This is a genomic window from Myxococcus dinghuensis, assembly GCF_024198235.1.
Taxonomy (GTDB): domain Bacteria; phylum Myxococcota; class Myxococcia; order Myxococcales; family Myxococcaceae; genus Myxococcus; species Myxococcus dinghuensis.
In genome coordinates this window covers 112,180-132,309 of the sequence record NZ_JAKCFB010000006.1, presented here as the reverse complement: position 1 = coordinate 132,309, position 20,130 = coordinate 112,180, and the positions used below count along the sequence as shown (strand labels likewise).

At 69.9% G+C, this 20,130-nt stretch carries 16 protein-coding genes; 7 read left to right on the top strand and 9 right to left on the bottom strand.

Annotated features, from left to right (window positions below; genetic code table 11):
• Positions 1 to 14 precede the first annotated feature (14 nt).
• Positions 15 to 1,436, top strand: a complete 1,422-nt coding sequence (locus tag LZ198_RS11155) for a short-chain fatty acyl-CoA regulator family protein (protein WP_253971899.1) — start codon at positions 15 to 17, stop codon at positions 1,434 to 1,436.
• Positions 1,437 to 1,593: 157 nt separating this feature from the next.
• Here the strand turns inward: LZ198_RS11155 and LZ198_RS11150 are convergent, their stop codons facing one another.
• The 6 genes from LZ198_RS11150 to LZ198_RS11125 all read right to left on the bottom strand — a co-directional run bounded on the left by LZ198_RS11150 (position 1,594) and on the right by LZ198_RS11125 (position 11,209).
• Positions 1,594 to 1,803 (bottom strand): hypothetical protein, encoded by a 210-nt coding sequence (locus LZ198_RS11150; RefSeq protein ID WP_253971898.1) that lies wholly within the window; start codon positions 1,801 to 1,803, stop codon positions 1,594 to 1,596.
• A gap of 605 nt (positions 1,804 to 2,408) precedes the next feature.
• On the bottom strand, positions 2,409 to 3,965 hold the full coding sequence (locus tag LZ198_RS11145) for an FAD-dependent monooxygenase (RefSeq protein WP_253971897.1): 1,557 nt from the start codon (positions 3,963 to 3,965) through the stop codon (positions 2,409 to 2,411).
• Positions 3,966 to 4,017: 52 nt separating this feature from the next.
• Positions 4,018 to 6,219, bottom strand: a complete 2,202-nt coding sequence (gene glgB, locus LZ198_RS11140) for a 1,4-alpha-glucan branching protein GlgB (protein ID WP_253971896.1) — start codon at positions 6,217 to 6,219, stop codon at positions 4,018 to 4,020.
• Entirely contained in the window at positions 6,216 to 7,547 is a 1,332-nt protein-coding gene (locus tag LZ198_RS11135) for a maltokinase N-terminal cap-like domain-containing protein (protein ID WP_253971895.1), read from the bottom strand. The genes glgB and LZ198_RS11135 overlap by 4 nt, the downstream gene beginning before the upstream one ends.
• Positions 7,544 to 9,199, bottom strand: coding sequence for a maltose alpha-D-glucosyltransferase (gene treS, locus LZ198_RS11130; protein ID WP_253971894.1), 1,656 nt, complete (start codon positions 9,197 to 9,199; stop codon positions 7,544 to 7,546). Before treS ends, LZ198_RS11135 begins: the two co-directional genes overlap by 4 nt.
• A gap of 15 nt (positions 9,200 to 9,214) precedes the next feature.
• On the bottom strand, positions 9,215 to 11,209 hold the full coding sequence (locus tag LZ198_RS11125) for an alpha-1,4-glucan--maltose-1-phosphate maltosyltransferase (RefSeq protein WP_253971893.1): 1,995 nt from the start codon (positions 11,207 to 11,209) through the stop codon (positions 9,215 to 9,217).
• A 220-nt stretch (positions 11,210 to 11,429) separates the two neighbouring features.
• Between LZ198_RS11125 and LZ198_RS11120 the strand changes: the two genes are divergently transcribed.
• From LZ198_RS11120 to LZ198_RS11110, 3 genes are all read left to right on the top strand, one after another.
• Positions 11,430 to 12,035 (top strand): sigma-70 family RNA polymerase sigma factor, encoded by a 606-nt coding sequence (locus LZ198_RS11120; protein WP_253971892.1) that lies wholly within the window; start codon positions 11,430 to 11,432, stop codon positions 12,033 to 12,035.
• Positions 12,036 to 12,145: 110 nt separating this feature from the next.
• Positions 12,146 to 12,820 carry a response regulator transcription factor gene (locus LZ198_RS11115; RefSeq protein ID WP_253971891.1) on the top strand — a complete coding sequence of 225 codons (675 nt, stop codon included), beginning with the start codon at positions 12,146 to 12,148 and terminating at the stop codon, positions 12,818 to 12,820.
• Between the two features lie 581 nt (positions 12,821 to 13,401).
• Positions 13,402 to 14,619 carry a sensor histidine kinase gene (locus LZ198_RS11110; protein WP_253971890.1) on the top strand — a complete coding sequence of 406 codons (1,218 nt, stop codon included), beginning with the start codon at positions 13,402 to 13,404 and terminating at the stop codon, positions 14,617 to 14,619.
• Positions 14,620 to 14,835: 216 nt separating this feature from the next.
• On the opposite strand, the gene LZ198_RS11105 is transcribed toward LZ198_RS11110, so the two are convergent.
• Together LZ198_RS11105 and LZ198_RS11100 are read right to left on the bottom strand one after the other, a co-directional pair.
• Positions 14,836 to 15,186 carry a hypothetical protein gene (locus LZ198_RS11105; protein ID WP_253971889.1) on the bottom strand — a complete coding sequence of 117 codons (351 nt, stop codon included), beginning with the start codon at positions 15,184 to 15,186 and terminating at the stop codon, positions 14,836 to 14,838.
• A 24-nt stretch (positions 15,187 to 15,210) separates the two neighbouring features.
• Positions 15,211 to 15,861 carry a metallophosphatase domain-containing protein gene (locus LZ198_RS11100; RefSeq protein WP_253971888.1) on the bottom strand — a complete coding sequence of 217 codons (651 nt, stop codon included), beginning with the start codon at positions 15,859 to 15,861 and terminating at the stop codon, positions 15,211 to 15,213.
• Positions 15,862 to 16,136: 275 nt separating this feature from the next.
• On the opposite strand from LZ198_RS11100, the gene LZ198_RS11095 reads away from it, so the two are divergent.
• From LZ198_RS11095 to LZ198_RS11085, 3 genes are all read left to right on the top strand, one after another.
• Positions 16,137 to 16,442, top strand: a complete 306-nt coding sequence (locus tag LZ198_RS11095) for a hypothetical protein (protein ID WP_253971887.1) — start codon at positions 16,137 to 16,139, stop codon at positions 16,440 to 16,442.
• A gap of 316 nt (positions 16,443 to 16,758) precedes the next feature.
• Positions 16,759 to 17,463, top strand: a complete 705-nt coding sequence (locus LZ198_RS11090; RefSeq protein ID WP_253971886.1) for a hypothetical protein — start codon at positions 16,759 to 16,761, stop codon at positions 17,461 to 17,463.
• A 12-nt stretch (positions 17,464 to 17,475) separates the two neighbouring features.
• A complete protein-coding gene (locus tag LZ198_RS11085) occupies positions 17,476 to 18,435 on the top strand; it encodes a hypothetical protein (RefSeq protein WP_253971885.1) in 960 nt (319 codons plus the stop codon).
• A 291-nt stretch (positions 18,436 to 18,726) separates the two neighbouring features.
• On the opposite strand, the gene LZ198_RS11080 is transcribed toward LZ198_RS11085, so the two are convergent.
• Entirely contained in the window at positions 18,727 to 20,106 is a 1,380-nt protein-coding gene (locus tag LZ198_RS11080; RefSeq protein WP_407667403.1) for a sigma 54-interacting transcriptional regulator, read from the bottom strand.
• Positions 20,107 to 20,130: the final 24 nt, after the last annotated feature.

Below are 20,130 nucleotides of genomic sequence, written 5' to 3'. Positions count from 1 at the left end.
ATGGTGGTCAGGCGATGAGCAAGAGCTTCATGGGGATGCGGCTTCGGCGGCTGCGCGAGGAGCGCGGGCTGAGCCAGAGCGCGGCGGCGCGGGCGCTGGGGTTGTCGGCGAGCTACTACAACCAGATCGAGAACGATGAGCGCCCGTTGACCGTCGCGGTGCTGGTGAAGGTCAGCGCCGTCTTCGGGGTCGACGTGCAGGTGTTCTCGGAAGAGGAGGAGGCGCGCCTCATCTCCGACATGCGTGAGGCGCTGACGGCCTCGGTGTCGGGTGAATCCATCTCCGTGGCGGAGTTGCGTGGGATCGCGACGGGGATGCCCGCCGTGGGGCGGGCGCTGGTGGCGATGCATCGGCAGTTGCGCGAGGCCCTCGAGCGGGTGGATGTGCTCGTGGATCGGCTGGGCGGCTCCGCGCGGGACCTGTCGACCCCGCTTCCCCTCATGCCATTCGAGGAGGTGCGCGACTTCTTCTATTCGCGACACAACTACATCGACGAACTCGACACGGCGGCGGAGCGGCTCTTCAAGGAGGCGAGGCTCCAGGTGGGTGATACCGCGAGCGGGCTCGCGGCGCGCCTCGAGCGCAAGCACGGCGTCAAGGTGCTCACCACGAGCGGCGTGGATGCGGAGGTCCCCCAGCGCAAGTACGTTCCGAGCCAGCGCACGCTGATGCTCGAGAGCCACCTCACCTCGGGCCAGCAGGCGTTCCAGATGGCCACCCAGCTCGCGTTCCTCGAGTTCGGGACGTTGCTCCAGAAGATCGTGGACGAGACGAGCTTCTCGAGCGACGAGACCCGGGCGTTGGCGCGTATCGGTCTGGCGAACTACTTCGCGGGGGCGCTCGTCATGCCCTATCAGGAGTTCCTGCGCGCGGCGGAGGCGTTGCGGTACGACATCGACCTGCTCCGGCATCGCTTCGGGGTCGGGTTCGAGGTGACGTGCCATCGCCTCAGCACGCTCCAGCGGGGCGATGCGCGGGGCGTCCCCTTCTTCTTCGTCCGTGTGGACCGCGCGGGGAACATCTCCAAGCGTCAGTCAGCCACGGATTTCCACTTCTCCCGTGTCGGCGGCACGTGTCCCCTGTGGAACGTCTACGAGGCCTTCGCGCAGCCGGGCCGCGTCCTCCGGCAGCTGGCGCAGATGCCCGACGGGCGGACCTATCTCTGGATTGCGCGCACGGTGTCGCGAGGTCATGGGGGGTATGGCTCGCCCACGAAGACCTTCGCCATCGCGCTCGGCTGCGACGTGAGCCATGCGGGACGACTCGTCTATTCGAAGGGCCTCGCGCTCGACGACCCGTCCGCCCCGACGCCGATTGGCGCGGGGTGCAAGGTCTGCGAACGCGAGGCATGCCCGCAGCGTGCGTTCCCTCCGATGGGCGCGCGAATCATCGTCGACGAGAACGAACGGCGGCTCGAGCCGTACTCAGCCTCGTAGGGGCGGGCGAACCCAGCTTCCGAACCACGACCACCGGATTAGATTTGGCTCGGTCATGTTCTTCTTCTTCTCGAACCGCCTGGGCTGCCTGGGCAGCATCGCCGTGTCGATCGTCCTGAGCGCGTTGATCTACTTCCTGTTCATGCGCTGAGGTCGCTCACGGCTCTCCGCGCCAGAGGTCGGGCTCGTCCTCGTCCTCGAGCGGATGGATGGTCACCACCGTTCCGTCCTTGTCCGGCGTGCTGCGCACCGCATCGGCTTCGGCGGGGGTCTCCGGTCCGCGTTCGGAGAAGTTGTCGCCCTGAAGGTGCCGCTGGCGTTGCTCGCTGGTACCGCCGTACCCCTCGTCGATCTTCTTACGCGCCATCTGCGGTTCCCTCCGTTCCGGGTCGAACGTCCATCCCCTCAGGGTGGGGATGCCCAGCCGGGCCAGCAATCGTGACGCACCGCTCGCCGCGCCTGCTGTCGAGGGACCGAGCATCGGTGAAGGCCCACCACGAGCCCGTTCCCCCGTCGATCAAAGCGTCCATGCCTACATGATTCAATGTTCAGTGATTTTCCGTCTCGCAACCCCGCGTGAAGACTCGACCCGGGTTCACGGATCGTCATTTTCTGGATCACCCTGGAGCTGAGTTGTTCGGGCATGCGGCGATCACGTCGCGATCTGCGTTCGGGCCGGGCACTGAACGCATCACCAGTGAGTCGAACCCTCCCGATTCCGTGAGGACGCGGGCGACGGCGGAGGCGTATGCCCACCTGAACGCATCTGCAGGCATTTCGCCCAGGGAAGGGCGTTGGTCTCCGTGTCCTCCAAGGAGTCAAATGCCTACCTGAACGAATCAGTAGTGGTTTTCTGCGGTGGCGCCACGACGCGTTTGCCATGGCCGGAACCACAATGCCTACATGATCGCCTTTTCAGGCACCTCAAAGATAAATCAAACACCATGACTGTGTATTTGATTGGCCTTGGGCTCAAAGACTTTCATGTGAGCGATTGTTGATATGTGTGCGAGGGACGAACCATCTCTCCGCGGCGCGTGTGATGTCCTCGGGGTTGGGCGTCGTATCGCTTGCCCAGGCGACGAACCCATCAGGGCGCACGAGCAGCGCGCTCAGTCCCAATCGCTCCCTGACGTCGCTGGCCACGTGGCGGACCTGGTCACCCCAATGGCCATCCAATGTCTGGAGTGACGCCTGCCGGCCGAAGTCCAACAGCAGTCCGGTGCCGGCTCGGAGCCAGGTGCCGAGCCGGGTTCCGTCCTCCCACTCGAAGTCCGGACAGCTGCGGCCCACCAACGGGTGTTCGCCGCCGAGGTCGTAGCGGAGGGACACGCCCCAGAGGCGTTCCGCGAAGTACGTCGCGCCGTCGCGCGTCTCGATCAGGTCGCGGACGATGGCTTCGAGCGCTCGGGAATGAGGGGAGGGGCGCATCAGCTCGACCTGGGCCCGCGTCCAGTCGAGGATGCGCGCGCCGACGGGGTGTCGCTCCGTGGTGTAGCTGTCGAGCAAGCCGTCCGGGGCTTCGCCTCGGAGGGTCGCGGCGAGCTTCCACCCGAGGTTCATGGCATCCCCGAGTCCGAGGTTCAAACCCTGTCCACCGAGTGGTGAATGGATGTGCGCGGCGTCTCCCGCCAGCAGCACCCGGCCCTTCCGGTACGTCGTTGCCTGGTAGGAGCGGTCGGTCCAGGTCGAGGCGAGGTTCAAGGCCGTGACGGTCACGTCCGTGCAGGACACGCGCCGCAGGACCGTTTGCACGTGCTCGCACGTGAGCGGCTGGGTGCGATGGAGCGCTCCGCCATCGAAGTCGACCAGCGCGAGCACGCCGGGCTGCCACTGCGTGTACATCCCGGTGGGCGTGTAATGACGGCCGAGGCGGAGCTTCTCCGGGTCTGCGAGCTCGACCTGGGCCGAATAGCCCGTGAACTGAGGTTCGGTCCCGCTGAACTCGAAGCCACCTTGCTTGCGGACGGTGCTGCGGCCTCCGTCACAGCCCACGAGCCACCGCGCGCGGAAGCGCCGCTCGCCGGACAAGACGGTGACTTCGTCGCTCGAGGCCTCGAAGCCGTCGACCCCCTGGCCTCGGTGGAGCTCCACCCCGAGGGAGACCGCGTGAGCGGCGAGGACGTCCTCGAGGTGCTCGAGTTCACTCCCCAACAAGGTATCGGCGGGGCCCGGCAGTCGATACGTCCACCGCGATGAGTCGATGTTGCCGTAGTCGAGCGGGATGCCCGCGAAGTGGCCGGCCGGCCCTCGGAGCTGCGCGCCGGGCGTGATGGAGCCGGGTCTGGGTTGGCCCTGGGCCCCCTCGGCGCGACGTTGCGACGCGACGCGCTCCAGCAGCCCGCGCCGGTAGAACGCTTCGATGCTCGGGCCCCAGAGTCCCCGCATTCCGAAGGGGAGTCGCTTCAGCGGGGAATGTGGATCCTCCGCTTGCTCCAGCACCAACACGGAGCGCTTCGCCAGCCGCAGCTCGCAGGCCAGGAACAGGCCGACCGGGCCGGCCCCCGCGATGATCACGTCGTAGATCATGATGTCCTGTCTGGAGTGCGCCGACTCCAGCTCGGTCGACCCCAGAAGGCTGTCAGCCCGGCGTGAACCAGAGCACCGACAGGGGGGGGAGGGTGATGGTCGCGGAGGCGGGCTGTCCATCCCACCCCATGGGCTCCGTGTGGAGCTGTCCCTGGTTGCCCACGTTGGAGCCGCCGTACTCGCCCGCGTCGCTGTTGAGCACCTCCACGTAGCGCCCGTGCATCGGGAAGCCCACGTGGTAGTCCTCTCGCACCGTGGGCGACAGGTTCGCCACGCACACCACGTGGCGCCCCGGCTGTCGCGAGCGCCGCACGAAGGCGAGCACGTTCGCCGCGGCCGAGTCCGGCTGGAGCCACTGGAAGCCCACCGGCTCGCTGTCCGCGTCGTAGAGCGCGGGCAGCTCCTTGTAGATGCGGTTGAGGTCGGCCACGAGCTTCTGGATGCCGGCGTGTCCCGGCTCCTGGGTCAGGTGCCAGTCCAGGCTCTTGTCGTGGTTCCACTCCGCGGGCTGCCCGAACTCGCCGCCCATGAAGACCAGCTTCTTGCCCGGGTGCGCCCACATCCACGCGAACAGCGCGCGCAGGTTGGCGCGCTTCTGCCACGGGTCTCCCGGCATGCGGCCGTAGAGGCTGCCCTTGCCGTGCACCACCTCGTCGTGGCTCAGCGGCAACATGAAGTGCTCGCTGAACGCATACAGCAGCCCGAACGTGAGCTGGTTGTGGTGGTACTGGCGGTAGATGGGGTCCTTCGAGAAGTACGACAGCGTGTCGTGCATCCACCCCATGTTCCACTTGAAGTGGAAGCCCAGGCCGCCCTCGCTGGTGGGCGCGGTGACCTTGGGCCACGCGGTGGACTCCTCCGCGATGACCACCACGCCGGGGTGCTTGCGGCGCACGGTGTCGTTGAGCTCGCGCAGGAACTGGATGGCCTCCTCGTTCTCCCGCCCGCCCCAGCGGTTGGGGACCCACTCGCCCTGCTTGCGGCTGTAGTCGAGGTAGAGCATCGAGGCCACCGCGTCCACGCGAAGCCCATCGACGTGGTACTCCTCGATCCAGAACAGCGCGTTGGCGATGAGGAAGTTGCGCACCTCGTTGCGCCCGAAGTTGAAGACCAGCGTGCCCCAGTCCGGCTGCGAGCCCTGGCGTGGATCCGCGTGCTCGTAGAGGGCCGTGCCGTCGAACTGCCCCAGCGCGTGCGTGTCCCGTGGGAAGTGCCCCGGCACCCAGTCGACGATGACGCCGATTCCGTGCTGGTGGAGCTGGTCGACGAGGAAGCGCAGGTCGTCCGGGTGGCCGAAGCGCGCGGTGGGGGCGTAGTAGCTGCCCACCTGGTAGCCCCAGGAACCTCCGTAGGGGTGCTCCGCCACGGGCAGCAGCTCCACGTGCGTGAAGCCCATGTGCTTCACGTACTCGGCCAGCGCGGGCGCCAGCTCCCGGTAGGTCATGGGCCGGTCGCCGTCCTCCACGACGCGGCGCCAGCTCCCCAGGTGGACCTCGTACACGCTCCACGGCTGGTTCGCGACGTCGCCGCGCCCCCCGCGGGACTCCACCCAGCGACCATCTCCCCAGTCGTAGCGGCTCAGGTCGTGGACGACGGACGCCGTGGCGGGAGGGACCTCCGCGCGGAAGGCGAAGGGGTCCGCCTTGAGCACGCGGCCGCCCTGGCCCGGGCGGATCTCGAACTTGTAGCGCGCGCCTTCGCCCACCTCGGGGACGAACAGCTCCCAGATGCCGGAGGCGCCCATGCGCCGCATGGCGTGGAGCCGCCCGTCCCAGCTGTTGAAGTCGCCCACCACCGACACGCCGGCGGCGGTCGGAGCCCACACGGCGAAGGCGGTGCCGTTGACGCCGTTGTGGTGGATGAGGTGCGCGCCCATGCGCTCCCAGAGCCGCTCGTGGCGCCCCTCGCCGGCGTAGTACAGGTCCATCTCCCCGAGCGTGGGCAGGAAGCTGTACGGGTCGCGCAGCTTGAAGACGCGCTTGCCGGGGTACTCCACCTCCAGCAGGTAGTTGAACGTCTGCTCCCTGCCGTTGATGCGGGCCTCGAAGACGCCGCCCAGCCGGTGGGTCATGGGCACGCGCCCCCCGAACTCCGGCAGGACGTGGATGGCCACGGCGTCCGGGCGGAAGGCGCGCACGACCACGCCGTCGCCGTCCGAGTGGATGCCCAGCACGGAGTGCGGCTCCGGGTGCCGGAGCTCGAAGATCCGCTGCAGCTCCGCGTCGACCTGTGCCTTGTCCGAGGGCTTCCTCACGGGGCTTCCTCCATCCTCAAGAGGGCCTCGACGGGGATTCGCACCCAGTCAGGCCGGTTCTGCATCTCATACCTCACTTCGTACAGGAGCTTCTCCAACTCGAACGCGCGCAACATCGTCTCGAAGGTGGCCTCGTCCGTGGGCAGGAAGGGCGCGCCCCGGGTCGTCTTGCGGTAGCCCTCGAGGAACGCCGCGCGGCTGGGCCCCACGCGTCCGCGCGGGGTTCCGCCCTCCAGCGCCACCGTCGCCTCCGCGTAGTCGAACGAGCGGAGCATCCCCGCCACGTCCCGCAGGGGGCTGTACTTCTCCCGCCGCGCCGTGAAGCTCCGCGCCGGCTCGCCCTCGAAGTCGAAGATGAGCCACTGGTCATTGGCTCGCAACACCTGCCCCAGGTGCAGGTCGCCGTGGATGCGGATCTTCTGCCCGGACGGCGGCACCTGGGCCAGGCGCCGCGCGTATTCGATGAGCCGATCCCTCCGGCCCTCCAGGTCCGTGTGCAGCTTGCCGGCCGCCGCCAGCGTCACGCCCAGCTCCCCGACGAGGGAGGCGCTCCAGCGCTGGACGTCCTCCTGGAGCAGCGGCTCCGGCGCGAAGGCCGGGTCATCCGGCGGCGCGGACCCGAAGGCCTGGTGCAGGTCGCCCAGGCGCGCGCCCAGGTCCTCCATCTCCGACAGGAATCGCTCCCCGAGCGGCCGCTCCTGGCGCAGCCGGTCCAGCGTGTACTTCCAGCCATCCGTCGCGTCGGGGATGAACCGGTGGGCCAGCGCGAGCGTCGCGCCGGCGGTGCCCTCCAGCCTCAGCGCCCCCACGAGCGTGGGCGTCGCCCGGAAGGTGGTCCGCGTGGCGAGGAAGCGCCCCACCTCGTGCTCCGGGTTCACCCCGGCCTCCAGCTTGCGGATGACCTTGATGATGACCTGCTCGCCCAGGACGACGGAGGTGTTGCTCTGCTCGACCATCAGCCGGCGCACGGGCGTCTGGGGGCCAGCGGCCAGCCCCTCGTCTCGGCCAATCCACTCGCCCACCACGCGCCCCGACGCGGAGGGGAGCTGGCCCGCGTCGCGGATGAGCCCGTAGAGGGCCCGCAGGCAGTCGTCGTCCTCCAGCGCGTCTCGCACGCCGTCCGTCGAGGGTTTGACGGGCAGGAGGTAGCGCTCGGGTTGGCCCAGCTCGTAGGCGACCTCCACCACCGCGAGCGACATGCTGCAGGGGGTGCTCTCCAGCGTGGCGTGGTCCACCACGGTGACGTGCTTGATGGGCCAGGCCTTGCCGGCGAACCAGCGCTGGTGCTTGAGGTACTCGGGCAGCTTCGTGAGGTCGAGGGTCGTCACGTGGGGCTCCCTCCCGTCTGGAGCTTGTCCAGCCGGAACCAGAGGAACATGTAGGGCCCCATCGAGAACTGATAGGGCAGGGGGCTGATGCGCGGGAACGGGGTGTCGCCAATCATCTCCACGGGCACCAGGCCCTCCCATTCGCTCAGGTCCAGCACCGCCGGCTGGGCGAAGCGGGACAGGTTGCAGACCACCAGCACCGTCTGGCCCTCCCACTCGCGCACGAAGGCCAGCACCTTGCGGTTCTCGAGCGGGAGGAAGCGCAGCCGTCCCAAGGAGAACACCGGGTAGCGCTGGCGGATGCGGATCATCCGCTTCACCCACTGCAGCAGGCTGGACTTCACCCGGTCCTGCGCCTCGACGTTGATGGACTGGTAGCCGTAGACGGGGTCTGCGATGACGGGCGCGTAGAGGCGCGCGTAGTCCGCGCGGCTGAAGCCCGCGTTGCGATCCCCCGTCCACTGCATGGGCGTGCGCACGCCGTTGCGGTCGCCCAGGTAGATGTTGTCGCCCATGCCGATCTCGTCCCCGTAGTAGAGGACGGGGGTGCCGGGCAGGGTGAACAGCAGGCTATGCATCAGCTCGATGCGGCGGCGCCCGTTGTCCATCAGCGGCGCGAGCCTGCGGCGGATGCCCAGGTTGATGCGCATGCGCGGGTCCGTCGCGTACTCCCGGTACATGTAGTCCCGGTCCTCGTCCGTCACCATCTCCAGCGTCAGCTCGTCGTGGTTGCGCAGGAAGATGGCCCACTGGCAGTTGTCCGGGATGTCCGGCGTCTGCTGCATGATCTCGACGATGGGCGTGCGGTCCTCGCGGCGCACCCCCATGAAGAGCCGGGGCATGACCGGGAAGTGGAAGCCCATGTGGAACTCGTCGCCGTCACCGAAGTAGACGCGGACGTCCGCGGGCCACTGGTTGGCCTCCGCCAGGAGCATCTTCCCCTGGTATTCGGAGTCGATCGTCTTGCGCAGGCGCTTGAGGAAGGCGTGCGTCTCCGTGAGGTTCTCGCAGTTGGTGCCCTCGCGCTCGAAGAGGTAGGGCACCGCGTCGCAGCGGAAGCCGTCCACGCCCATGTTCAGCCAGAAGCGCATGACGTCCAGCATGGCCTCCTGCACCTGGGGGTTGTCGTAGTTCAGGTCCGGCTGGTGGCTGAAGAAGCGGTGCCAGAAGTACTGCTTGGCCACCGGATCCCACGTCCAGTTGGAGCGCTCGGTGTCGGTGAAGATGATGCGCGCGCCCTTGTACTGGTCATCCGTGTCGCTCCACACGTACCAGTCGCGCTTGGGGCTCTTGGGGTCGCTGCGCGCCTCCTGGAACCAGGGGTGCTGGTCGCTGGTGTGGTTGACGACCAGCTCGGTGATGATGCGCAGGCCGCGCTTGTGGGCCTCGTCCACCAGGCGCTGGAAGTCCGCCAGCGTGCCGTAGTCCGGATGCACCCCGTAGAAGTCCGCGATGTCGTAGCCGTCATCGCGCAGCGGCGAGGGGTAGTGCGGCAATATCCACAGACAGTCGATGCCCAGGTCCTGCAGGTACGGCAGCTTCTCGATGAGGCCCGGGATGTCTCCGTGGCCATCGCCGTTGGAGTCGTAGAACGCTCGCAGGTGGAGCTCGTAGATGAGGGCCTTCTTGTACCAGAGGGGATCCAGGTCCATACGCCTCTCGGGTTGTCACTCGTAGTAGTCGAACGCGTGCTCGGTACGGCGGAAGCGGTAGACGGCCCAGATGGTCGCGGGCTGGCCGGGTGTCAAGCGCACCTGGAGGTCCGACCCCTGCCAGAGCGAGCGCTGGTCCGTCATCTGCTCATGGACCTGATAGGTCTCGTCGGGGGTGGCGCCCAGCCAGTCCAGCGGCAGGCGCAGGAGCGCGTCCTGGGGGGTGTACGGGTCCAGGCTCACCGCCACCAGCGCGGTGCTGGCCCCGTCCGCCGAGCGTTTGCCATAGAACAACACGCGCTCGTTGTCGGACTCGAAGAAGCGCAGCGAGTCGTACGCGTGCAGCGCGGGCAGGGTGCGCCGGGCGGCGTTGAGGCGGGAGATCCAGTCCCGGATGTTGCCGGCCCGGTCCCAGTCCCACGCCACCAGTTGGTACTTCTCCGAGTCCAGGTACTCCTCCTTGCCGGGCAGCGGGCGGCCTTCGCACAGCTCGAAGCCGCAATACATCCCGTAGACGGAGGAGAGCGTCGCCGCAAGCGCCGCGCGCAGGCGGAACGCGCCGGGCCCCGCGTTCTGGAGCAGCTCCGGGAGGATGTCCGGCGTGTTGGGCCAGAGGTTGCCGCGGAAGTAGTCGGACACGGGGGGCCGGGTGAGCTCCTCCAGGTACTCCTGCAACTCGCCCTTGAAGTTGCGCCAGGTGAAGTACGTGTACGACTGGGTGAAGCCCACCTTGGCCAGGGCCTTCATCACCTTGGGGCGCGTGAAGGCCTCCGACAGGAAGAGCACGTCCGGGTGGCGGTCCTGCACGCGGCGGATGAGCCGCTCCCAGAACTGGATGGGCTTGGTGTGGGGGTTGTCCACGCGGAAGGTGCGCACGCCCTGCTGGACCCAGTGCAGCACCACCGACTCCAGCTCCGTCCACAGCGCCTCGCGCGCCGGGCCCATCCAGTCGAAGTTGACGATGTCCTCGTAGCGCTTGGGTGGGTTCTCCGCCGTCTTGATGGTGCCGTCCGGGCGGCGCTGGAACCACTCCGGGTGCTCCTTCACGTAGGGGTGGTCCGGCGAGCATTGGAACGCCAGGTCCAGCGCCACTTCGATGCCTCGCGACTGCGCGGCCTGCACGAACTGGCGGAAGTCCGCGAGCGTCCCCAGCTGCGGGTGCACGGCCTTGTGGCCGCCCTCCGCCGCGCCGATGGCCCAGGGGCTGCCCACGTCGTCCGGGCCCGCCGTGAGGCTGTTGTTCCTGCCCTTGCGCGCCGTACGGCCGATGGGGTGGATGGGCGGGAGGTAGACGACGTCGAAGCCCATGCCCTGGATGTACGGCAGCCACGCCTCCGCGTCCTTGAAGGTGCCGTGCGTGCGCCCGTCGCGCTTCGCCGAGCGCGGGAAGAACTCGTACCACGCGCCGAAGCGCGCCTTCTCCCGGTCCGCGAAGACCTCGAACACCGTCTCGTGCCGCCGCGCCAGGCTCCGGTCCGGATACGCGGAGGCCACGGCCGCGAGCTCCGGCGCCAACGCCACCGCGACCAGTTCGGGACCGGCGGGTTGACGCAGTCGTGACGCCGCCTCGCCGAGCAGCCGCGCGTCCTCCGCGTCCACGCGCTTGGCCCGGGTGGTCGCGGACTCCAGCAGCGCGGCGCCCTCCAACAGCTCGCTGCGCACGTCGCGTCCCGCGTCCACCTTGCGCTTCAGCTCGGACGTCCACGTCCGGAACAGGTCCGGCCAGGCTTCAATCGTGTACTGGTAGCGCCCATTGCGCTCGAGCGGGAAGTCGGCCTCCCAGGCGTCGTTGCCGAGGGCGCGCATGGGGACCTCGCTCCAGTCGGTCTGTTGCTCCTGGGGAGCGACCTGGCGCCAGCGCACGACGGCGACGAGGAGGTCGTGGCCTTCCTTGAAGATGTCGGCGCGGACGGTGAGCCGGTCCCCGACGACCCGCTTGACGGCATGGCGGCCGGCGTCCAATCCGGGCTGGACTCCCTCGATGAACACGCTCCCGATTCTGTCGTTCATGGCGGCTCGCGGCTCTTTCAGGGGTGAGGTTGGGTGAAGCCGGGCGGCGTGTCGCGGGGTGTGTCGCTGAAGGACGGCGGTCGCGGCGGCCGCGTTGGCTCGTCAACGTTAGGGACGGGGGAGCAGGGCGCCCACCGGAGGGTCTGGAACGGGCTGGATGCCCGGTTGCCCCTACTTGAAGCTGGGATCCGCCCCTCGGATTGCGGTATCCGGGGATTCCATGGTGCCTCCCTCATCCTCCGCCCCCCGGGCGAGCGACCCGGCGGCCGACAAGGCGCTGCTCCAGCAGGTGGCGCTGGGCAGCGGCGCGGCCATGCGGGAGGTGTATGCGCGCTGTGGTGCCCGGGCCTTCGCGGTGACGCTGCGGCTGCTGCCGTCGCGCGCGGACGCGGAGGAGGTGCTCCAGGAGGCCTTCCTGGAGGTGTGGCGCCGCGCGCGCGACTTCGACCCGGCGCGTGGGGGGCTGGAGACGTGGGTGACGACCATCGCCCGGACGCGCGCCATCGACCGGCTGCGCTCGCTGGGCACCGTGTCGCGGCTGGTGGAGGGCGCCGCGCGTCAACCGCCGCCGGTGAGCGCCACGCCCACGGCGCCGGACGAGGCGGCCTCGCTCGGCCAGGACCGCGCGCGGGTCCGCGTGGCGCTGCGGCGGTTGCCGGCGGAGCAGCGCGAGGTGGTGGAGCTGGCGTACTTCGAGGGCCTGTCCCAGCGGGAGATCGCCGAGCGGACGGGAGACCCGCTGGGCACGGTGAAGACCCGGGCGCGCCTCGCCCTGGAGAAGCTGGCCGACCTGCTGGGCGAGGGCTTCGACCTCACGGGGGACTGAGGTTCCCTTCGGCGCCGGGCCGCTTGCGGAACGGGCGGCGGGGTTCAGAGACTCTTAAGGATTCAGCGGTACCGTGGGCCTTCATTCATGCATGCGGGACGGAGTGGCACATGGGAGAGCGAATCCTGCTGGTGGAGGACGACGCTCGGCTCGGCGCGCAGATTGTCGAGCACCTGCGGGGCGCGGGCTTCGAGCCGGTGTGGTGGACGGAGGGCCGGACGCTGCTGCCCGGGGAGCTTCCGGACGTGCGGCTCGTGGTGCTCGACCTGATGCTGCCGGGGACGTACGGCCTGGACATGCTCAAGGCGTTGCGGGCCTTCTCGGAGGTCCCCGTGCTCATCCTGAGCGCGCGCAACGACACGTTGGACAAGGTGCGCGCGTTGAAGCTGGGCGCGGACGACTACATGACGAAGCCCTTCTGGCCCGAGGAGCTCATCGAGCGGGTCCGGGCGCGGCTGCGCCGTCCGGCGCTCCAGAAGAGCGAGACGGTGCTGGAGCTGGGCTCGTTGCGGCTGGACTTCCAGGGGCGGGAGGTTCGCGTCGACGGGCGGGTGGTGGAGTTGACGCGGGTGGAGTTCGAGCTGCTCGCGGCGCTGGGGCGCAGGCCGGGTGAGGCGCTGACGCGGCAGTGGCTGGCGGAGCACGTGTTGGATCCGGAGCGCGAGGGCACCGAACGCACGCTGGACGTGCACGTGTCGCGGCTGCGGCGCAAGCTGGCGCCAGCGCAGTGCGTGGAGACGGTGTGGGGCGTGGGCTATCGCCTCGTCGCGGGGAACGGGGCGTGAGGCTCCGGCTGAGGTTGGCGCTCACGGCGGTGGTGGCGGCGCTGCCCGTCGTCGCGGCCATGGCGTACTTCCAGCAGTCCCTGCGCGAGCGCTCGCAGGAGGAGATCCTCGAGGCGTCCGCGACGGCGCAGATGTTGTCGGAGCGCTCGCGGTGCGAGGCGGCGCCGGAGACGTGGCGGCCTCGTCCGTCGGAACGGCGGCCTCCGTTGGACATGGGGCCGGGGGCTGCGGGGCCGTTCGATGGGCCACCTCCGCGCCCAGGAGGGTTCCCGCGCGGCGAGGGCATGCCACCGCCGCGAGGAGGGGCGGGCACGGAGTTCGATGACGGGCGGCCGCCCCCGCCACGACGAGGGGAGGGGGCCTCGCGGCCTGGTGCGCATGGGGCCGACGACGAGGTTGTGTCGCCCCCGCCACGACGAGGGGCGGGGGCCTCGCGGCCTGGCGATCATGGCGCCGACGAGGTTGTGTCGCCCCCGCCACGACGAGGGGCGGGGGCCTCGCGGCCTGGCGAACATCGTGCCGACGATGAGGACCTGCCGCCTCCTCCTCGACGTGGCGAGGGCTCGCCTACGCCCGGCCTGATGCCACCTCCTCGGGAGGCGCCGGGGCCGGAGGGGCGGCCTCCCGCGCGGGTGCAGTACTTCCCGTTCGATCGCGTGCTCACGTCCCGCAACACGCGGGCGCCGGAGCTCGCGGAGGATGTCCGAGAAGAGGCGCTGTCTGGAGCCTCGACCGTCATCCGCCATTCGAGGATGGACGGCGCTCGCGTGCTGGACGTGCTGCTGCGCATGCCCTGGGACGAGGGACCCTGTGTCTTCGTCCTGGCCCGACGGATCGAATCCCCGAGCGCGACGATTCCCTTCTTCCCACCCCTCAAGGACTGGTCGCTGTTGGTGTCCATCGTCGTCGCGGCGGTAGTCCTCGCGCTCGGTCCGGTGGTGCGGCGCATCCGCGTGCTCACGGACGAGGTCCGTGCCTCGGCGCGCAGTCGCTACGCGCAGCCCGTGTCGGTCCGAGGCCGGGACGAGATCGCCGACCTGGCCCGTGCGTTCCAGGAGGCGCGCGGCGAGATTCAAGGGCAGATGGCGCGACAAGAGGCCCGCGAGCAGGCCCTGCGCGACTTCCTGGCCAACACGACGCATGACGTGATGACCCCTCTCACCGTGTTGCAGGGCAACCTCTCCTCGATGCAGCAGCGCGTGGCGCAGGGCGAACCGGTGGACCCCGCCTCCGTGGCCTCGGCGATGAACGAAGCGCACTACATGGCCTCGCTCGTCCACAACCTGGCGGCGGCGACACGACTGGAGGCAGGCGCCCCACACGTGCAGCACGCTCCCGTGGACTTGAACGAGGTGGTGGCGCGGGTGCTCTCGCGACATCAGCCCATCGCCCGGCAGCAGCACATCGCCCTGGAGCGCGGCGTGCCTGGGACTCCCGTCATGGTGATGGGCGACGTCACCCTCATCGAACAGGCGGTGAGCAACGTCGTGGGGAACGGCGTCCGTTACGGCAAGGAGGGTGGCCACGTGGCCGTGGTGCTGGAGACCTCGCGCCAGGGGCGCTTCCAGTTGCGCGTCCTCGATGACGGGCCGGGCATCTCCGAGGAGGAGCGGACCCGCCTGCTGGAGCGGGGCTTCCGCACCAACGTGGCCCGGACGCGCGCGCCGGAGGGACAGGGGCTGGGGCTCCACATCGCCCACGACGTGGCCCAGGTCCACGGCTGGACGCTGAGCCTGAACCCGTCGGAGTACGGCGGGCTCGAGGTGTGCTTCACGGGGGAGGTGTTGCCCCCAGGCTGAGCCCTTCGCGCTTCAGCCGCACGGTGGACTCACCACACCCAACTGCCGTCGCGGACCAGCGTTCCCTCATCGAAGTGCGCGTCGCCGCTCTCCAGGAGCTCCAGGTACCGCGCGAGGGACTCATCCAGGGATGAGGCCTTGGGGTGGCTCGGGCCGCCATGGTTCTCCCAGGCTCTCCCACCGACCGCCGCCTCGAAAAGTCGCGATGGGCGGGCCTCAGGGGAACCGGGAGATGAACTCCGCGAGGAGGGGACCTCCCGAACGGGCCTCCACCGGGGACCGGGGGCCGCCTTCGCGAAGCTGTCCTCGCAAGGACTCGAGGGCGGGCTTCATCGCGTCGAAGGCCGCGTGGGCGTCCTCGGCGTCGTCGAAGAACCGGTGGTGCATGAGCCAGCCCGTGACGGTGCAGGTGACGGCGTGGAAGGAGCGGGACTCATCGGCTTCGTACGTGAGACGGAGCTGGTCCGCGAAGTCCTCGTCGCGGACGATGGTGCCTCCCTGGGAGCCCATCCATCCCACCGAGCCTCCGTCGTTGAAGGGCCTCCAGCCGTACGGCTGCTGCTCCATGGTGTCTCCATGCCGTGTCGCGGGTCAGCGCGCCGGCGGGATGTGGACCTCGGTGATGCCATGCTCGTCGATGTCGATGACGGTGGCCGCGCGCTCGCACTCCCACGTCGTCACGTTGGCGAAGCAGGTGCCGTCCTCACGCCACGCGCCGCCGTCCTCGTGGATATGCCCGAACAGATGCATCCGAGGACGGGCGGCGCGCACGCGATTGCGCAGGTCCTCACAGCCCAGGCGCCCGGGCATGGACGCCCTGTCGCCCATCCCTGCCGGCGGGCCATGCGTGATGAGCACGTCGATTCCTTCCGGGATGAGCGCCCAGCGATCCGCGAGCGGCCCACCGCGCGGGAGGTTGAAGGCCCAGCCCCCGAAGGCTGGCTGCCACGGGCTCCCCCAGAAGCGCACCCCGTCGAGGGTGACCTCGGAGTCCTCCAGGTAGAGGACGTCCTCCAGCATCGCGCGTGCCCGACCCGGCATCCGAGCGAAGGCCCAGTCGTGGTTGCCCGCGACGATGACCTTGTGTCGGTAGGGCAGGCCGCGAATCCAGGCCACCGCGCGTTCGAGCTCCTCCAGGTCTCCCCGCCGGCACATGTCGCCCGCGTGGACGAAGACATCTCCGGGGGGAAGGTGGAGGTCCTCGTGGAAGAGATGCGTGTCCGCGACCGCGACGAGGCGCATGGTGCGCTGCCTTTCAGGAGGCCATGCGGCCCAGGCCCCCTGGGCGTGGGGGCGCGTTCATGGAGGGAGGCGTCACCATTCCAGTCTCCACGACAGGCGTGCAAGGGGGCTCATCGCCCCATCTCCCTGGTGCCCGTTGCACGCGGACGTCCGCGGCCCGACGTTCGTGAGAGGTTCCCCTGGCTGACGCAGCGCCGCTGGAGGGGGCGGGCATCGTGCCCAGCAGGTCGCGAGCGCGATGTGCCCGGTCGAATCGAGACGAGGAGGCCCGCGTCATGCCAGCCGAACCGTTCAACCTCCCCGCGTCCGAGGCGCGCGCGCCCAAGCCTCCTCGACGGGCGCGGCCCTCGTCGCGTCGCGCCCTCGGGCTCTGCTCGGCGCTCTTGATCACCATCGCGGTGGTGCTCACGCTCGGGGCGAGACAAGGACACCTCTCCCACCTCCTGCTCATCATCGCGCTCGTCTGCGCCGTGCTCGGCGCGTTGCTGTTCGGCTATCAGGTGCTCACCGACGTGGGCCCGAGCCATCGCGAACCCCGGGCGAGGTCCGGCAGGAGGCCCCCTCCCGTCACGCCTCGGTGACGCGCGCCTCCAGGACGCGCGTGGGTGCGCGAAGGTGCGACGAACGCCGAAGCGCGCGTGCAAGGGGGACGTGAGCGCGAGGGGGGCCGCGAGGCTCGCGTGCGCGACGGGGGCCGGGCGGACGGGTGACGACCTGACAGCCCCCTGCGTCCCACGGGCGAGGCGCGGACGCCCGGCGTCGGACATTCAGGACCTGGAGGGTGATGCGCTTCGGCGCTGGATGCCGGTGACATGACATCCGCGAGCACGTGCGATGGCCGTGAAACACTGCGTCGAGGGCGTGTTTGTGTGGCGAGAGCCAACGTCCTAACCTGTCATGTCCATGAAGGCGATCCTCGTCTCCCTCCTCCTCCTGGGCGCGGCTCCCGATGGCTCGACGCCCGCTCTTTCCCCCGATTCGCTCGCGGCCCCACCGCTGGCGGATGAATCCCCCACTGCGTGGGCGTGCACCATCGACACGCTTCGCGAAGGCAAGGAGTGTGTCTTCGAATCCGACGCGGCGCCGTCGACGACGCCGAGCCCTGACCAGGACTCCGCCAACCGGAAGCTGCTCAAGGACATCTCCAACATCCTGTGCTCGGAGGCGGTGAGCAACGCGCGCGAGGGACGGGCCGACGCGGCCCTCACGTCCCTGTGCGAGCGCCGCTATGTCGCCGCGGTCGAGCAGTGCGGCCTGCGTGGCGCCGCGCCCGTCGTGGACGCGAAGGGGCGCTTCGTGGCCCAGGCACGCACCTGCTACCGCGCGCTCTCCACCGTGCTCCAGGAGGTCCAGTTGATGGCCTCCGTGGCCGCGCCGTGCTGCGAATGCGCCGCGCGCAACGGTTGCCCGGGCACGGGAGACCGCTGCTTCGCGGACCTCTCCCGCCAGAGCGCCGCGCCCGCGACGCTCGCGTGCCTCAACGAGCGCTGCGAGTCCGCGTGCTCCATGGTGCTGCCCTCGACCGAGACGAGCGGCGCCCGCACGTCGTCCTCGTCCCCCCCGCGCGAGCGCGCGTCCCGCGCCGGTTCCGCTTCGCTCTAGGAGTCCCCACCCATGCTCCGCTCTTCCTGGTCGCTCCCCGCCTGGACCGTCCTCGGCTCGCTCGTCGCCGCTGGCTGTGGCGCGTCCCACTCCCATGTGACGTGGACCGAGAAATCCGCGCGCGACGACATGCCTCCGCCCGAGGTCGCCGCGCCGCCGCCCCCCGCGCCGCGCGTCGCGGAGGACCCGAGGTCCTTCGTCGCCCGCTATCCGAATCCGGCGCTCTGCGAGGCCGCCGCGCGCCGCATCCAGCCCGAGTCACGCGAGGAGGCCTGGACGGCGCTCAAGGCGTGCATCGAGCTGACGCCGTTCACCCAACTGCGGGCGCTGCTCGGCCCGGCGTGGACGGAGGACCTGCGCACGCGGCCCGAGGCCGCCTCGCTCATCGCGCGCGTGGTGGCCCAGCGCGGCGGCAGCGTGAACGGCGAGCTCCAGTACCTCCAGGAGAAGAAGATCCCCATCTTCTCGCTGGCGTCGGCGGTGGACCGGCCGGACACGTACAAGGGGCGCTACGTCCTGGTGCGCGCGCAGGTGGCGGATCAACGCACGGAAGGGGAGCGCCCCACCGTGTGGCTCGTGGAGCAGACGCTCTCGTCGGTGGAGACGAGCGCGCCCGTGGGGTACGGCGAGCGGGTGGACACCCTCACGTCGTCCTCGGGGGACCTGGGCGGTCAGACGCAGTTGACGGGGCCGGGGCGCGTGGGCGGGAGCTTCGTGACGCGCGAGCGCAGCGACTCCTCCGTGACCCAGCGGCACTTCGACAACATCTCCGACGAGACGGGCCGGGAGGCCCTGGGGCGCCTGGCGAAGGCGGACCCGTTCCTCGAGACGCGCAGGGACTACGTCTTCCTGGCGCGGTTCGACGGCGTGCGGCTCACGTCGGGCGGCGCGGATGATGACGCGGAGGCGCCGCGCATCCCGGTGCTGACCATCGTCAGCTACCACGCGCCGCAGCCGCTCGTCGTCTACTGAGCCGCCGCGCGACCCCACCGACAAAAAACGAGGCGCCGGGAAACGACGTCCCGACGCCTCGCCTGTGGAGCTGGCCCCGCGCCAACCCCAGCGTGATCGCGAGGGCCCCAAGCCTTCGCGGCCGCTCGCGCGTGCAAGACCCCGCCTCCACGCGCCCGGCCACGAGCGCCCCGCGGAATTCCGCCGAGGTCCCAGGCCCTGCGTCAGGCGTCAGGTGCGTGCGTGAAGGAGCTGCCGCGCCCATGTCGGGAGGGCTGGGTGCTCGCGGCAGCCTGGCGCACAGGTCGGGTGTCAGGCGCCGCCGGCGTCCAGCCCGTGCTTGCGCAGCAGCTTGCGGAGGTAGACGCGGTCGATGCCAGCCTCGCGCGCGGCGCGGGACAGGTTGCCCTCGCAGCGCTCGACGAGGTTGCGCAGGTAGTCCCGCTCGAAGCCGTCGATGAGCTGCTCCTTCGCTTCCTTGAAGGGCAGGTCGAGCGCGAGCGACAGCGTGGACTCCGGGTCGTCGCCCGAGGGCGGGGGCCTGAGGCTGGCGGACGCGGGGACGTCCGGGATGTCCGGCAGCGCCTCCTCGCCGAGGTTCACCACCCGGTCCACCACGTTGCGCAGCTCGCGCACGTTGCCGGGCCACGGGTACTGCGACAGCAGCAGGCGCGTGGTGTCGGAGAGGGCGCTGGGGGGCTTGCCCAGCCGCGACAGCACGGTGTCGATGAGCAGCGGGATGTCGTCGGGCCGCTCACGCAGAGCGGGCAGTGCCACGCGCAGCACCGCGAGGCGGTGGAAGAGGTCGCCACGGAAGCGGCCCTGCGTGACGGCGCCTTCCAGGTCCTGGTGCGTGGCCGCCACCACGCGCACGTTGAACGTGCGGTAGTCGTTGGCGCCCACGCGCTTGACCTGACGTCGCTCCAGGGCGCGCAGCAGACGGGGCTGGACCTCCAATGGCAGCTCGCCCACCTCGTCGAGGAAGAGGGTGCCTCCGTGCGCGCGCTCGAAGGCGCCCGCGCGGTCGCTGTGCGCGCCGGTGAAGGCGCCCTTCACGTGGCCGAACAGCTCGCTCTCCAGGAGCTGGGGCGCGATGCCCGCGAGGTCCGCGATGACGAAGGGCCCCTTGGCGCGAGGGCTGTGCAGGTGCACGGCCTCCGCGCACAGCTCCTTCCCCGTGCCCGTCTCGCCCTGGATGAGCACATCCGACTCGCCCTGGGCCAGCCGCTCCAGCAGCGTGAAGACCTCGCGCATCCGCCGGCTGTTGCCCACCAGTCCGCCAAAGCTGCTGCGGGACGAGAGGGGCAGGGCGCGGCTCCGCTCCCCTTCGGGGACGAGCTTCAGCTCCGTGGTACCAAGGGTCAGGACCGCCCCGGGGCGGACCTCGAGCTCCGAGAATCGCATGCCCTCGCAGTAGGAGCCGTTGCGGGAGCCGGGGTCGACGGCGCGCACGCCGTTCTCCCTCACCTCCAGGACGAGGTGCTGCCGCGAGACGGCCCTGTCTGGCAGGACGATGTCCGCGGTGGGCTCCGAGCCCAGGCGGTATCGCCCCGGCGAAAGCGGGTACACCTTGCCGGCATCCGGCCCCGACAACACCGCCAGCTTCACCCGGACGTTCAAGCTCCGGAGCGCTGGCAGTGCATCGGTGCGGACCAGCGCCTCATCCCCGTCCTCGTCACCCATACGTGCCACGGTTCGCAACATAGCACGCGGGAG

What these genes read in the sequence shown, in the direction of transcription:
- LZ198_RS11105 (WP_253971889.1), bottom strand. Translation starts at nt 15,186, where the DNA reads ATGGAGCAGCAGCCGTACGGCTGGAGGCCCTTCAACGACGGAGGCTCG.
- LZ198_RS11120 (WP_253971892.1), top strand. Translation starts at nt 11,430, where the DNA reads ATGGTGCCTCCCTCATCCTCCGCCCCCCGGGCGAGCGACCCGGCGGCC.
- treS (WP_253971894.1), bottom strand. Translation starts at nt 9,199, where the DNA reads ATGGACCTGGATCCCCTCTGGTACAAGAAGGCCCTCATCTACGAGCTC.
- LZ198_RS11085 (WP_253971885.1), top strand. Translation starts at nt 17,476, where the DNA reads ATGCTCCGCTCTTCCTGGTCGCTCCCCGCCTGGACCGTCCTCGGCTCG.
- LZ198_RS11155 (WP_253971899.1), top strand. Translation starts at nt 15, where the DNA reads ATGAGCAAGAGCTTCATGGGGATGCGGCTTCGGCGGCTGCGCGAGGAG.
- LZ198_RS11125 (WP_253971893.1), bottom strand. Translation starts at nt 11,209, where the DNA reads ATGAACGACAGAATCGGGAGCGTGTTCATCGAGGGAGTCCAGCCCGGA.
- LZ198_RS11145 (WP_253971897.1), bottom strand. Translation starts at nt 3,965, where the DNA reads ATGATCTACGACGTGATCATCGCGGGGGCCGGCCCGGTCGGCCTGTTC.
- LZ198_RS11100 (WP_253971888.1), bottom strand. Translation starts at nt 15,861, where the DNA reads ATGCGCCTCGTCGCGGTCGCGGACACGCATCTCTTCCACGAGGACCTC.
- LZ198_RS11095 (WP_253971887.1), top strand. Translation starts at nt 16,137, where the DNA reads ATGCCAGCCGAACCGTTCAACCTCCCCGCGTCCGAGGCGCGCGCGCCC.
- LZ198_RS11110 (WP_253971890.1), top strand. Translation starts at nt 13,402, where the DNA reads ATGCCACCTCCTCGGGAGGCGCCGGGGCCGGAGGGGCGGCCTCCCGCG.
- LZ198_RS11150 (WP_253971898.1), bottom strand. Translation starts at nt 1,803, where the DNA reads ATGGCGCGTAAGAAGATCGACGAGGGGTACGGCGGTACCAGCGAGCAA.
- LZ198_RS11090 (WP_253971886.1), top strand. Translation starts at nt 16,759, where the DNA reads ATGTCCATGAAGGCGATCCTCGTCTCCCTCCTCCTCCTGGGCGCGGCT.
- LZ198_RS11115 (WP_253971891.1), top strand. Translation starts at nt 12,146, where the DNA reads ATGGGAGAGCGAATCCTGCTGGTGGAGGACGACGCTCGGCTCGGCGCG.